Annotated in this window: 13 protein-coding genes; 9 read left to right on the top strand and 4 right to left on the bottom strand. The window is 66.1% G+C overall.

All coding sequences use genetic code 11. The features are described from left to right. Positions 1 to 14 precede the first annotated feature (14 nt). Together argE and CAL26_RS07755 are read right to left on the bottom strand one after the other, a co-directional pair. Complete coding sequence (gene argE, locus CAL26_RS07760; protein WP_094846344.1) at positions 15 to 1,166, bottom strand: acetylornithine deacetylase; 1,152 nt, start codon at positions 1,164 to 1,166, stop codon at positions 15 to 17. A gap of 138 nt (positions 1,167 to 1,304) precedes the next feature. Next, positions 1,305 to 3,533, bottom strand: coding sequence for a RelA/SpoT family protein (locus CAL26_RS07755; protein ID WP_094846343.1), 2,229 nt, complete (start codon positions 3,531 to 3,533; stop codon positions 1,305 to 1,307). Positions 3,534 to 3,656: 123 nt separating this feature from the next. On the opposite strand from CAL26_RS07755, the gene CAL26_RS07750 reads away from it, so the two are divergent. Continuing rightward, entirely contained in the window at positions 3,657 to 4,520 is an 864-nt protein-coding gene (locus CAL26_RS07750; RefSeq protein WP_094846342.1) for a M90 family metallopeptidase, read from the top strand. Between the two features lie 73 nt (positions 4,521 to 4,593). On the opposite strand, the gene CAL26_RS07745 is transcribed toward CAL26_RS07750, so the two are convergent. Beyond that, entirely contained in the window at positions 4,594 to 4,947 is a 354-nt protein-coding gene (locus CAL26_RS07745) for a RidA family protein (RefSeq protein WP_094846341.1), read from the bottom strand. A 94-nt stretch (positions 4,948 to 5,041) separates the two neighbouring features. Further along, the gene (gene pncB / locus CAL26_RS07740) at positions 5,042 to 6,238 is read right to left on the bottom strand and encodes a nicotinate phosphoribosyltransferase (RefSeq protein ID WP_094846340.1); all 1,197 of its coding nucleotides are present in this window, start codon (positions 6,236 to 6,238) and stop codon (positions 5,042 to 5,044) included. A 182-nt stretch (positions 6,239 to 6,420) separates the two neighbouring features. On the opposite strand from pncB, the gene fdxA reads away from it, so the two are divergent. The 8 genes from fdxA to CAL26_RS07700 all read left to right on the top strand — a co-directional run bounded on the left by fdxA (position 6,421) and on the right by CAL26_RS07700 (position 13,259). Further along, the gene (gene fdxA / locus CAL26_RS07735; RefSeq protein WP_086064049.1) at positions 6,421 to 6,744 is read left to right on the top strand and encodes a ferredoxin FdxA; all 324 of its coding nucleotides are present in this window, start codon (positions 6,421 to 6,423) and stop codon (positions 6,742 to 6,744) included. Positions 6,745 to 6,761: 17 nt separating this feature from the next. Next, on the top strand, positions 6,762 to 7,598 hold the full coding sequence (locus CAL26_RS07730; protein ID WP_094846339.1) for a ferredoxin--NADP reductase: 837 nt from the start codon (positions 6,762 to 6,764) through the stop codon (positions 7,596 to 7,598). A 223-nt stretch (positions 7,599 to 7,821) separates the two neighbouring features. After that, entirely contained in the window at positions 7,822 to 9,045 is a 1,224-nt protein-coding gene (locus CAL26_RS07725) for a polyhydroxyalkanoate depolymerase (protein ID WP_094846338.1), read from the top strand. A 56-nt stretch (positions 9,046 to 9,101) separates the two neighbouring features. Further along, positions 9,102 to 9,710, top strand: a complete 609-nt coding sequence (rsxB, locus tag CAL26_RS07720; protein ID WP_094846337.1) for an electron transport complex subunit RsxB — start codon at positions 9,102 to 9,104, stop codon at positions 9,708 to 9,710. A 15-nt stretch (positions 9,711 to 9,725) separates the two neighbouring features. Further along, positions 9,726 to 10,370 carry an endonuclease III gene (gene nth / locus CAL26_RS07715; protein WP_094846336.1) on the top strand — a complete coding sequence of 215 codons (645 nt, stop codon included), beginning with the start codon at positions 9,726 to 9,728 and terminating at the stop codon, positions 10,368 to 10,370. A 133-nt stretch (positions 10,371 to 10,503) separates the two neighbouring features. Continuing rightward, positions 10,504 to 11,277 (top strand): ABC transporter ATP-binding protein, encoded by a 774-nt coding sequence (locus CAL26_RS07710; protein WP_086064044.1) that lies wholly within the window; start codon positions 10,504 to 10,506, stop codon positions 11,275 to 11,277. Beyond that, entirely contained in the window at positions 11,274 to 11,987 is a 714-nt protein-coding gene (locus tag CAL26_RS07705; protein ID WP_094846335.1) for an ABC transporter ATP-binding protein, read from the top strand. Before CAL26_RS07710 ends, CAL26_RS07705 begins: the two co-directional genes overlap by 4 nt. 54 nt (positions 11,988 to 12,041) lie before the next feature. Then, a complete protein-coding gene (locus tag CAL26_RS07700; protein WP_094846334.1) occupies positions 12,042 to 13,259 on the top strand; it encodes an ABC transporter substrate-binding protein in 1,218 nt (405 codons plus the stop codon). Positions 13,260 to 13,312 lie beyond the last annotated feature (53 nt).

Genomic DNA, 13,312 nt, shown 5'->3' with positions numbered 1-13,312 from the left:
CGGGCGGCGCCCGGCTAGACCGACTGGCCGACCCGCCGCAGGAAGGCCGCGCAGGCGTCCAGCTGGTCCATGGCCACGTATTCGTCCGGCTTGTGAGCCTGCTCGATGTGGCCGGGGCCACAGACCACGGTGGGAATGCCCATGCCCTGGAACAGGCCGGCTTCCGTCCCGTAGGCCACCTTGCGGGTGGCGCCGTCGCGGGTCAGGGCGCGCACCAGCTGCGTGATGGCCGCCTGCTCGGAGGCCTCCAGCCCGGGCGCGGCCGGGCCGCGCTCGATATCGATGCGGGCCTCGGGAAATTCCTGCCGCATGCGCGGCAGCAGCACTTCGTCCACGTAATGCTGGACCTCGCGCTGGATATCGTCCGGCGCCATGCCCGGCAGGTTGCGGAATTCATAGGCGAATTCGCATTCGGACGGGATGGTGTTCACGGCGATGCCGCCGCGGATCAGGTTGGTCGTCAAGGTGCTGAAGGGCACGTCGTAGAAAGTGTCGTACGGGCCCTTGGCCTTGTAGGCATCGGCCACGTCGCGGATGTGGCAGATCAGCCGCGCGGCGTATTCGATGGCGTTGCAGCCGTGCGGCGTCAGGGACGAGTGCGCGGCCTTGCCGTGGACGCGGCAGCGGTAGAGATTGATGCCCTTGTGGGCCACCACCACCTGCATGCCGGTCGGTTCGCCGACCACGCAGCCCTCGGGACGGATACCGCGTTCGTGCAGGTCCGCCAGCATGTAGGGCGCGCCCGCGCAGCCGACTTCCTCGTCGAAGGAGAACGCCAGGTGCAGCGGCTTGGCGCGCGGCATGGACAGGAATTCCGGCACCATGGCCAGGGTCGTCGCGATGAAACCCTTCATATCGCAGGCGCCACGGCCGTACAGGCGGCCGTCGTGTTCGCGCAAGACGAAGGGATCGGCGGTCCAGTCCTGGCCGTCCACCGGCACCACGTCGGTATGGCCGGACAGCACGATGCCGCCCTGTTCGCCGCCATCCCGCGCCGGCAGCGTGGCGAACAGATTGGCCTTGGTGCGGTCGTCGTTGTGCGCCAGCCAGGCCTGCACGCCCTGCTCTTTCAGCCAGTCACGAGCCGTTTCGATGAGAGCGAGATTGGAGTTGCGGCTGGTGGTGTCGAAGCCCACCAGCGTTTCCAGCCAGCGACGGGTATCCATGCCTAGCGCCTTGTCATGTAAACCGCCAGTGTAGGCCGGGGCCGATCCAGCCGTCCATGGCGGCCCGGCCCGCGGCCCCGGCGGGCGGCGCCGGGGTGGCGCCGGGGTGGCGTCTCCGCGGCTCCGGGCGCGCCAAGGCTACTTGCGGGTCGCGCCCGTGACCCCGGCCACTTCGCGCAGGGCGTCCAGCGCGCGGGCCAGGGCGTCGCCGCCATGGACCTCGACCGTGAACACCATGTGCGCCAGGGAGTTGCGGCTTTGCGTATTGACGCCGATGACGTTCAGGCGCAGGCGCGCGAAGACTTCGGACAGGTCGCGCAGCAGGCCGGAGCGGTCATGGGCGCGCACGCTGATGTCCACCGGGTACACGGTATTGCCGGTTTCGCCCCAGGCGACTTCGATGACGCGCTCCGGCTCGCGTTCCGCCAGCGCGGCATAGCTGTGGCAATCCAGCCGATGGATGGAAACGCCGCGGCCGCGCGTGACGAAGCCGACGATGGGATCCGGCGGCGCCGGCCGGCAGCAGCGCGCCAGCTGGGTCATCAACGATCCCACGCCGACGACCAGGACCCCGCTCTTGCCGCCTTTTTCGGTGCTCTCGGCCCGGCTGGCATGGGTGACAACGCCGGGATCGTCGGCCGGCCCGGCCGGTTGCTGGAAGACCGAATCGATCTGGCGCAGGCTGAATTCATCCTTGGCCGCGGCGACGTACAGGTCGTCCGCCCGCGCGAAACCCAGTTGCTGCGCCAGCTGCTCCAGGTTGATCGCCGTCTTGCCCAGGCGCTGCAGCTCTTTTTCCACCAGGGCCTGCCCCTGGGTGATGCGCTGCTGCAGCTCGATGGCGTTGAACCAGTTGCGCACCTTGGCGCGCGCTCGCGGGCTGGCCAGGAAGCCCAGCTGCGGATTCAGCCAGTCGCGCGACGGCCCGCCGGCCTTGGCCGCGATGATTTCCACGGTCTGGCCGGTGGCCAGCCGCGTCTGCAGCGGCACCATCTGGCCGTCGACCCGGGCGCCGCGGCAGCGATGGCCCAGGTCGGTGTGCAGGTGGTAGGCGAAGTCCACCGGCGTGGAACCGGCGGGCAGTTCGATCACGCGCGCCTGCGGCGTCAGGACGTAGATGTGTTCGCCACCGGCCGCCACGGCTTCGGCCGCGCTCGCGGCCGGCGGCGCCGCGTCCAGGTCGGCATTCCACGCCAGCAACTGGCGCATCCAGGACAACTGGCGGTCGTATTCGCTGGACGCTTCCACCTGGCCGCCCCGGGGCCCGGCCTCCTTGTAGCGCCAGTGCGCCGCCATCCCGTATTCCGCGAATTGATGCATTTCCTGCGTGCGGATCTGCACTTCGAAGGGCCGCCCGTCCCTGTCCACCAGCACCGTGTGCAGCGAGCGATAGCCATTGGGCTTGGGCCGCGAAATATAGTCGTCGAACTCATCCAGCAGCGGCGTCCACAGTTCGTGGACCAGGGCCAGCGCCGTATAGCACTCGCGCACGTCCTTGACGATGACCCGCAGGGCGCGCAGGTCGAACATCTGGGTGAAGTCCAGCTTCTTGATGCGCATCTTGTTCCAGATGCTGTAGATGTGCTTGGGACGCCCGCTGACTTCGGCTTCGATGCCGGCCTTGCGCAGCGCGGTGCGCACGCGTTCCACGGCATCGGCGATGAAGGCTTCGCGTTCCACGCGTTTTTCTTCGAGCAGCCGGGCGATCTCCTTGTAGCGATCGGGGTCCAGGAAGCGGAAGGACAGGTCTTCCAGCTCCCACTTCAGCTGCCATATGCCCAGCCGGTTGGCCAGCGGCGCGTACAGGTCCAGCGTTTCGCGCGCCAGCTCCGGCGGGCAGGCGACCTTGGTGGCGGCATGCCAGCGCAAGCTCTGCAGGCGCGAAGCCAGGCGCATGAGGACGATACGCAGGTCGGCGGCCATGGCCAGCAGCATCTTGCGCTGCATTTCCTTTTGCGTACCGGTTTCGGCGGCGCTGTCGCTGGCCAGGCGCGCCACGGCGCCCAGGCGCAGCAGGGCGCGCGCGCCCTGCACCAGACGGGCGATTTCCTGGCCGAATTCCGCGACCAGGGGATCGTGCCGCGCGTGCGGGGCCGGCGCCGACAGGTCGGCGGGCAAGGCCGCCAGCACGGCGGCCACGCGGGTCGCGCCGTCGGTCTGCAGGCCGGCCAGGATGCGCGTGACGCCGGCCGCGTGGCCGGCCAGGGGCTCGCCGGTCAGCGCCTGTTCGTCGTTGAAGCGCGGCCATGCCCAGGCGGCGGCTTTTTGCAGCTGTTCACGCCCTTGCGCGTCCAGGCCGGCGGCGGCGCTATCGAGCCACGCGTCGTCGAAGGGCGTCAAGATATCGTGGTCGGGAAGCTCGGGCATCGGCGCGAGGCACAGTAAAGCGTGAAGATGGGTGTGACGGAGGGCCGCGGCCACGGCGGCACGGACTCAGCCCGACACTCTACACTAGCGCCTGTCTGGCCTGGAAGACGGAGGATGCCCCTTATGCTGCGATGGCTGCTTGGACGTGGCGCGCCCGCTGCCCGCGTCGCCGATGTGCGCGCCCGCATCGAACCCGCGCTGTGGGACGAAGTGCTGCAGTCATACCCCTTCCTGGCCGGGCTGGAAGCCGCCGACGCCGAGGAACTGCGCGCCCGCGCCGCCTGGCTGCTGGCCAGCAAGACCATGAACGGCGCGAGCGGCCTGGCGCTGACGGACTTCATGCGCCTGTCCATCGCGGTCCAGGCCGCCCTGCCCATCCTGAAGCTGCCCACGGCGCTGTATGAAGGCTGGGAAGAAATCATCGTCTACCCCGGCGGCTTCGCGATCCCGCGCCGGCGCGAAGACGACCTGGGCGTCGTGCACGAATACACCGAGGATGCCGCCGGCGAGGCCTGGGATGGCGGACCGGTCGTGCTGTCCTGGGAAGATGCGCGCCTGTCCGAAGGCGCCTTCAACGTCGTCATCCATGAGTTCGCCCACAAGCTGGACCTGATGGGCGGCGATGCCGACGGCATGCCCAGCCTGGCCGGCCGCCCCGAACTGAACGCGCGGCTGTGGCAGCGCGTGCTCGACGACAGCCTGGACCGCTTTTCGCAGGCGCTGGAGGCGGTGGAGGCCGCCATTCCGCCGCACGTCGATCCCGAAGGGCCGGAAGCCGACCCCTGGTACGGGCAATTGCCGATGGATCCCTATGCGGCGACCGACGAAGGAGAGTTCTTCGCGGTCAGTTCGGAATCGTTTTTCGTCGATCCCGCGCCGCTGGCGGCGGCGCTGCCGGAATGGTATGGGCTGTTGCGCACCTACTACCGGCAGGATCCCCTGCAGCGCCTGCCGCACGGCGGGGTGCACAGCCGGCCAAGGCTGTAGACGAGCGGCCGGGCCGGCCTGGCAACGATCCCGGCTCCGAGCCTGGATCTGGCCAGGCTCCAAACCCCAGGCGTCAGGCGACGGCGGCGGTCACCACGATCTCGACCTTGTAGTCGGGGTTGGCCAGGCGGGATTCCACCGTGGCGCGCGGGGGCGAGTTGCCCGGCGCGACCCAGGCGTCCCACGCCTTGTTCATGCCGTCGAATTCCTTCATGTTGGCGACGAAAATCTGCGCCATCAGGATCTTGGTCTTGTCGGTGCCGGCCTCGGCCAGCAGCTTGTCGATGGTCGCCAGCACCTGCTGGGTCTGCCCGGTGATGTCCAGCGTGGCGTCGTCGGGCACCTGGCCGGCCAGATAGGCCACGCCGTTGTACACCGCCATGTCGGAAAGACGTTTTTCGACGTTGAAGCGCTTGATGGAACTCATGCGGTTTCCTCCTGGGTTGAATCCGGGCCGCGCGGGCCCGATGTGAAAAATCCTTTGTGCCGCCCGCCATAGGCAGTGCGGCGGCGGCCGTGGCCTACTTCGACACGCTTTCTTCCCGGATCGGCGGCAACTGGAACACTTGCCGCAGATAGGCCAGGTAGGCGGGATCGTCGCACATGGTCTTTTCCGGCGAATCCGAGACCTTGGCGACGGGTTGCCCGTTGCAGCGGACCATTTTCATGACGATCTGCAGCGGCTGGTGCCCCAGGTCGTTGGTCAGGTTGGTGCCGATGCCGAACGATACACGGCAGCGCCCGGCGAAACGCCGCGCCAGCTCGATGGCGCGTGGAAAGGTCAAGGCGTCGGAAAACACCAGCGTCTTGGTGCGCGGGTCCACGCGGTTGAACTTGTAGTGCTCGATCATGCGCTCGCCCCAGACGAAGGGGTCGCCCGAATCGTGGCGGGCGCCGTCGAACAGCTTGCAGAAATACATATCGAAGTCGCGCAGGAAGGCGTCGGTGCCATAGACGTCCGACAGCGCGATACCCAGGTCGCCGCGGTATTCCTTGGCCCAGACCTCCAGGGCGAATACCTGCGAATCGCGCAGGCGCGGGCCCAGCGCCTGGCAGGCCTGCAGGTACTCGTGCCCCATGGTGCCCAGGGGCAGCACGTCGTATTTGCGCGCCAGGGCGACGTTGCTGGTGCCGGCGAACATCCTGCCCATGCTGGCTTTCATGGTGGCCACGACTTCATCGTGCCAGACCTTGGAAAACCGGCGGCGGGTGCCGTATTCCGCCACCCGGAAATCCGCCATGTCGGGCGCGCTGACCACCAGGGCCATTTTGGACTGCAGGCGGGAGCGGCCTTCTTCCAGGTCGGGATGCTTGCGGGTATTGCGGAAATAGACTTCGTTGACGATGGCCAGCACCGGGATTTCGAACAATATCGTGTGCAGCCACGGGCCTTTCACCTCGATGGATATTTCACCCGGCTGCTCGCCTTCGGCGACCTCGATACAGCGCTCGGGCAGATGGAACAGCCCCAGGAAATCGACAAAATCGCTTTTGATGAAACGCAGCCCGCGCAGATAGTCGAGCTCGTCGTCGCTGAACCGCAGCTGGCACAGGTGGTGGATTTCCGCGCGGATCTCGTCCATGTACGGGCGCAGGTTCACCCCGGGCGTGCGGCACTTGTACCGGTATTCCACCTGCGCGGCCGGAAAATGGTGCAGGACCACCTGCATCATGCTGAACTTGTACAGGTCGGTATCTAACAGCGAGGTGATTATCATGGTTGGATCGGTCGCTTGCGAACCCATATTCAACCATAGTTGCGGTCGGGCATCCGCCAACCGGCATGGGCGGCCGCCCAGGGACACTACCCCGCTCAGGGGTATACCGGGAGCGGCGGCGCGCAATTGGGTAAAATCCTTTTCTTTCAGCAGAATAAAAAGCGCCCACCGGGAGTTGCCGCATGACTCACGTCGTCACCGAAAACTGTATTAAATGCAAGTACACCGATTGCGTCGACGTGTGCCCCGTTGATTGCTTCCGCGAAGGCCCGAACTTCCTGGTCATCGATCCGGACGAGTGCATCGACTGCGCCGTATGTATTCCGGAATGCCCGGCCAACGCCATCTATGCCGAAGAAGACGTGCCCCAGGACCAGCTCAAGTTCATCCAGATCAACGCCGAGCTGTCGCCCGAATTCAAGAGCATCAGCCGCGCCAAGGAACCCATGCCCGACGCGGACGACTGGAACGGCAAGCCGGACAAGCTGCAGTACCTGGAAAAGTAATCGGGCCCCCATTGCCCATGACCGATAGCAAGTACACGCGCCAGACCGTCACCGAGGTACGCAGCTGGGTACCCGGCAAGTTGTTTTCCCTGCGCGTGACCCGTGATCCCGGCTTTGTCTTCAAGGCCGGGCAGTTCGCGCGGGTCGGCTTGCCGGAAAGCGACGAACCCGGCGCCGAGCCGACCCTGTGGCGTGCCTACTCGATGGTCTCCGGTCCCTTGGACAACGAGCTCGAGTTCTATTCCATCGTGGTGCCGGAAGGCCCGTTCAGCCCTCGGATGGCCGCACTGCGCCCGGGCGACGCGTTGTACGTCGAGAAAAATCCCTTTGGTTTCCTGACGATAGACCGCTTTGCTCCGGCTGCCGGCGCGGCGGCGGCCGCCAGCGAGCCCGGCGCCTACAGCGACCTGTGGCTGCTGGCCACCGGCACCGGCCTGTCCGCCTACCTGTCCATCCTGCGCGATCCCGCCACCTGGAAGACCTTTCGCCGCATCATCCTGGTCCATGGCGTGCGCACGGCCGAAGAACTGGCCTATCGCCAGGAAATCGAAGGCTGGTCCACCCTGCCCGAGTTCGCCGATATCCACCGCGCCGACCCACGCAAGCTGATCTATCTGCCCGTCGCCACCCGCGAAGCGTTGCCCGGCGTGCCGCAGGCACGCTTGACCACCCTGATCCAGGACGGCCGGCTGGAGACGCTGGTGGGCGAAAAGCTGGATCCGGCTCATGCCAAGGTCATGCTTTGCGGCAATCCCGACATGCTGGCGGACGCTCGTAAACTATTGTCGGAAAAGGGCTTTGCTCCCGGACGGCGGGGCATCCCGGGCAACCTGGCGGTCGAAAACTACTGGTGAGCCGCCGGACGGGGCGGCAAGGTGGGCATCCCGGTTGCTTTCCCCTTTTGGCAACAAAAATAGGACCGAAATACCCTCGGATTCCGTCCTACACGCCGTCAGTTCTGTTGCAGTGCGTAAAATAACCCGCACGAAGTCGCCACGGACCGGTCCAAACCGGTATCAAGAGACAGCTTCAGGTGATGCAGGGCGCACCGCTCCGCAGCCTGGAAAGGAAGATTCGATGCTGTATCAATTGCATGAATTGCAGCGCGCATTTCTGACCCCACTCGCCGCGTTTACCGACGTGGGCTCGCAGCTGTTTTCCAACCCCTACAGCCCCTGGGCCTATACGCCCATGTCGCGCCAGCTGGCCGCCGGCTACGAACTGATGCACCGCATCGGCAAGGAGTACGAAAAGCCGGCCTGGGGCCTGCCGACCACGGAGATCGATGGCAAGCAGGTGAAGGTGGTTGAAACAGTCGCGGTCGACAAGCCCTTCTGCCGGCTGGTGCATTTCGAACGACAAGGCGTCAGCAAGCGCAAGGACCCGCAGGTATTGCTGGTCGCCCCCTTGTCTGGTCACCACGCCACGCTGCTGCGCGACACCGTGCGCGCCCTGCTGCCGCGCCATGACGTCTATGTGACCGATTGGGTCGACGCGCGCATGGTGCCGCTGTCGGAAGGTCCGTTCCACCTGAACGATTATGTCCGCTACGTGCAGGATTTCCTGCGTTTCCTGGGCGCCGACACGCATGTGATTTCCGTGTGCCAGCCGACCGTGCCGGTGCTGGCCGCGATTTCGCTGATGGCGTCCGAAAACGATCCCTGCCAGCCGCGCAGCATGGTCATGATGGGCGGCCCCATCGATCCGCGCAAGAGCCCGACCGAGGTCAACAACCTGGCGACCGAAAAGCCGTATTCCTGGTTCGAGAACCAGCTGATCCACCGCGTGCCGGGACGTTATCCGGGCGCCGGCCGCCTGGTCTATCCGGGCTTCCTGCAGCATGCCGGTTTCGTCGCCATGAACCCGGACCGCCACCTGAAATCGCACTACGATTTCTACCAGGACCTGGTGCGCGGCGACGACAGCGATGCCGAAGCGCACCGCCGCTTCTACGACGAGTACAACGCGGTGCTGGACATGGCGGCCGAGTTCTACCTGGATACCATCAAGATGGTGTTCCAGGAGTACCAGCTGCCCAAGGGCAAGTGGAAGATCGACGGCCAGCTGGTCAAGCCGGCCGACATCAAGCGCGTCGCGCTGATGACCGTCGAAGGCGAACTGGACGATATTTCCGGGCTGGGCCAGACCCGCGCGGCGCTGGACCTGTGCAGCGGCATTCCCGCTGACCGCAAGACGCATTACACCGCGCAGAACTGCGGCCACTACGGGATATTCTCCGGGCGCCGCTGGCGGGAAATCATCTGTCCTAAAATCGCCGACTTCATACGCCATTACGCCTGAGCCGGCGGCGCCGCCGCGGATCATCACGACGGGGCCGTTCAGGCCCCGGTTTTTTTATGTCCACCTTGACGCTTGCGGACCGCATCGACGGCCTGCTTCCCCAGACCCAGTGCACCAAGTGCGGCTATGACGGCTGCCGTCCGTATGCGGCCGCCATCGCGGACGGGCAGGCGGACATCAATCGCTGCCCGCCGGGCGGCGACGATGGCGTGCGCGCCCTGGCCGCGCTGCTCGACCGTCCCGCGCCCCCGCTGGACCTGTCGCGCGGACAACCTGGCCCGCTGATGGTGGCCGTGATCGACGAAACGCACTGCATCGGCTGTACGCTGTGCATCGCCGCCTGTCCGGTCGACGCCATCGTCGGCGCGACCAAGCGCATGCATACCGTGGTGGACGAATTGTGCACCGGCTGCGACCTGTGCGTCGCGCCCTGTCCGGTCGACTGCATCGCCATGGTGCCGGCGGGCCGCGCCTGGAGCGCGGACGATGCCGTGCATGCGCGCGAACGCCACGACCGCCGCGCGCGGCGGCTGCTGGACGTCGACGCCAGCCCCGCGCCGGCCGCCGCCGCGCCGACCGAACCTGAGGCGGATGACGCGGCGGCCCGCCGCCGCGCCGCCATCGAAAACGCCCTGGCCCGCGCCCGCGCGCGCCGCACGCGATAGACCCACAGCACGCCGATGAATGCCGCCAAACGCCGCGAAATCTTCGCCCGCCTGCAAGCCGCCAACCCTACCCCCACCACCGAACTCGAATACACCACGCCGTTCCAGTTGCTGATCGCCGTGCTGCTGTCCGCGCAGGCCACCGACAAATCGGTCAACATCGCCACGCGCAAGTTCTTTCCCCACTACGGCACGCCGCAAGGCCTGCTGGAGCTGGGCGAAGCCGGGCTGACCGAATACATCAAGACCATCGGCCTGTACCGCACCAAGGCCAGGAACGCCATCGCCACGGCCAGGATCATCCTGGAACAGCATGGCGGCGAAGTGCCGCGGGATCGGGAGGCCCTGGAAGCGCTGCCGGGCGTCGGCCGCAAGACCGCCAACGTCGTGCTGAATACGGCCTTCGGGCAGGCCACCATGGCCGTCGACACGCACATCTTCCGGGTCGCCAACCGCACCGGCCTGGCGCCCGGCAAGAACGTGCTGGAAGTCGAGCTGAAGCTGGTCCGCCTGGTGCCCAAGGAATATCTGCAGGATGCCCATCACTGGCTGATCCTGCACGGCCGCTACGTCTGCGTCGCCCGTACGCCGAAATGCCCGCAATGCGGGATCGCCGACCTGTGCGAATACCGGCATAAAACGCCGCAGAAGCCCGCCTGATCGCCGCGGTTGTCACACGGCTGTCAAGCCGCGAAATTCCTTAGGAAAAACCTATGTAAAACCCGCATAGTATTTTGCCCCTGCCGTCCGCATACTCGCCGCAACAATTACGCACAATGAACGATGGTGGAGTATGGAAGACACCATTCTGGAGACCCAGGGGCTGACCAAGGAATTCCGCGGCTTCGTCGCGGTGAAAGGCGTCGACCTGCGCGTCCGGCGCGGACACATCCACGCCCTGATAGGCCCGAACGGAGCGGGCAAGACGACCTGCTTCAACCTGCTGACCAAATTCCTGGCGCCCAGCGCCGGCCGTATCGTGTTCAACGGCAGCGACATCACCGGTGAACGGCCGGCGCAGATCGCCCGCCGCGGCATCATCCGCTCCTTCCAGATCTCGGCGGTGTTTCCGCACCTGACGGTGCTGGAGAACGTCCGCATCGGGCTGCAACGCAAGACCGGGCTTTCCTATCACTTCTGGCGCAGCGAGAAACAGCTGGACACGCTGAACGCGACCGCGCGCAAGCTGCTGGATGAAGTCGACCTGGGCGGCTTCGCCGACGAGATGACGGTGAACCTGCCCTACGGCCGCAAGCGCGCGCTGGAGATCGCCACGACGCTGGCGATGGAGCCCGAGCTGATGCTGCTGGACGAGCCAACCCAGGGTATGGGACACGAAGACGTGGACCGCGTGACGAAGCTGATCAAGCGCGTCGGCGCGGGCCGCACCATCCTGATGGTGGAACACAACATGAACGTGGTGTCGTCCATCGCCGATCGCATCACCGTCCTGGCGCGCGGCGCCGTGCTGGCCGAAGGCAGCTATGCCGAAGTCTCGCGCAATCCGGACGTGATGCAGGCCTATATGGGCACCACCGCGGGCGAACTGCAAGGAGCGCATGCATGACAGCGCCTGCACTGGAAATCTCCGACCTGCACGCCTGGTACGGCGAATCGCACATCCTGCATGGCGTGAACATGAGCGTCGGCCAGGGCGAGGTCGTCACCCTGCTGGGCCGCAACGGCGCCGGCCGCACCACCACGCTGCGCGCCATCCTGGGCCTGACGGGCAGCCGGCGCGGCTCGGTGCGCATCAACGGCACCGAATCCATCGGCATGCCGACCTTTCGCATCGCGCACCTGGGCGTCGGCTATTGCCCGGAAGAGCGCGGCATCTTCGCCAGCCTGTCGTGCGAGGAAAACCTGCTGCTGCCGCCGGTCGTGGGCGGCGCGCTGGGCGGCGGCATGTCGCTGGCGGAAATCTACGATATGTTCCCCAACCTGCACGAGCGCCGGCATTCGCCCGGCACCCGGCTGTCGGGCGGCGAACAGCAGATGCTGGCCGTGGCGCGCATCCTGCGTACCGGCGCCAGCCTGCTGCTTCTGGACGAGATCTCCGAAGGCCTGGCCCCGGTTATCGTGCAAGCGCTGGGCCGGATGATCACGGCGCTGAAACAGCGCGGGTACACCATCGTGATGGTGGAGCAGAACTTCCACTTCGCGGCGCCGCTGGCCGACCGGTTCTACGTCATGGAGCACGGCCAGATCGTCGAACACTTCGAGGCATCACAGCTACATGAAAAACAGGAAGCGCTCAACGACCTGTTGGGCGTTTGAATGTACCAACCGCCGGCAAACCGGCAACCCCCTACAAGAGGGAGAGGAGTCAAAATGAAGCTGCACACCCTAACCGCCGCATTGGCGCTGGCCGGTTTCGGCCTGGCCGCGGCGCCGGCAGTCCAGGCGCAAGGCATCTCCGACGATGTCATACGCATAGGCTTCATTACCGATATGTCGGGCGTGTATTCCGACATCGACGGCAAGGCTGGCGTGGAAGCCATCCGCATGGCCATCGAGGATGCCGGCGGCTCGGTCAACGGCAAGAAGATCGAAATGGTCTATGCCGACCACCAGAACAAGGCCGACGTGGCGTCGTCGCGCGCCCGCGAATGGTTCGACCAGCAAAAGGTCGACGTGTTGATCGGCGGGACCAATTCGGCCACCAGCCTGGCCATGGCCGCGGTCGCCGCCGAAAAGAAGAAGCCCTTCATCGCCATCGGCGCGGGCGCTTCCGACCTGACCAACGCCCAGTGCTCGCCCTACACCGTCCACTACGCCTACGATACCGTCGCGCTGGCGCGCGGCACCGGGTCGGCCGTGGTGAAGGACGGCGGCAAGAGCTGGTTCTTCCTGACCGCCGACTACGCATTCGGCCATGCGCTGGAGCGCGATACGGCCAACGTGGTGAAGGCCGCCGGCGGCGAGGTGAAGGGCCAGGTGCGCGCGCCGCTCGGCGCCTCCGACTTTTCGTCCTTCCTGCTGCAGGCGCAGGCGTCCAAGGCGCAGATCCTGGGCCTGGCCAATGCCGGCGGCGACACGATCAATTCGGTCAAGGCGGCGAACGAGTTCGGCGTGACGCAGACCATGAAGCTGGCCGGGCTGCTGGTCTTCATCAACGACATCGACTCGCTGGGCCTGCAGGCCACGCAGAACATGTACCTGACCGACGGCTGGTACTGGGACCAGAACGACGCCTCGCGCGCCTGGGCCAAGAAGTTCGAGGCCAAGGTGGGCCGCAAGCCCTCGATGCTGCAGGCCGGCGACTACTCCTCGGTGTCCTTCTACCTGAACGCCGTCAAGGCGACCGGCACGGATGACGCCGACACCGTCATGAAGTGGATGAAGTCGAACAAGATCAACGATATGTTCACCCAGGGCGGCTACGTGCGCGAAGACGGCCGCATGGTCCACGACATGTACCTGATGCAGGTGAAGACGCCCAAGGAATCCAAGGGCCGCTGGGACTACTACAAGGTCGTCGCCACCCTGCCCGGGGACCAGGTGTACACCAAGCTGTCCGAATCGACCTGCAAGCTGGTCAAGAAATAATCGGCGCGGCAATCCGTCGCGGCGTCCGCCGGCCCGGCCGGCGGCGCCGCCCG

This window comes from Bordetella genomosp. 9, from assembly GCF_002261425.1.
Taxonomy (GTDB): domain Bacteria; phylum Pseudomonadota; class Gammaproteobacteria; order Burkholderiales; family Burkholderiaceae_B; genus Bordetella_C.
This window is presented reverse-complemented; position numbering and strand designations above follow the sequence as displayed.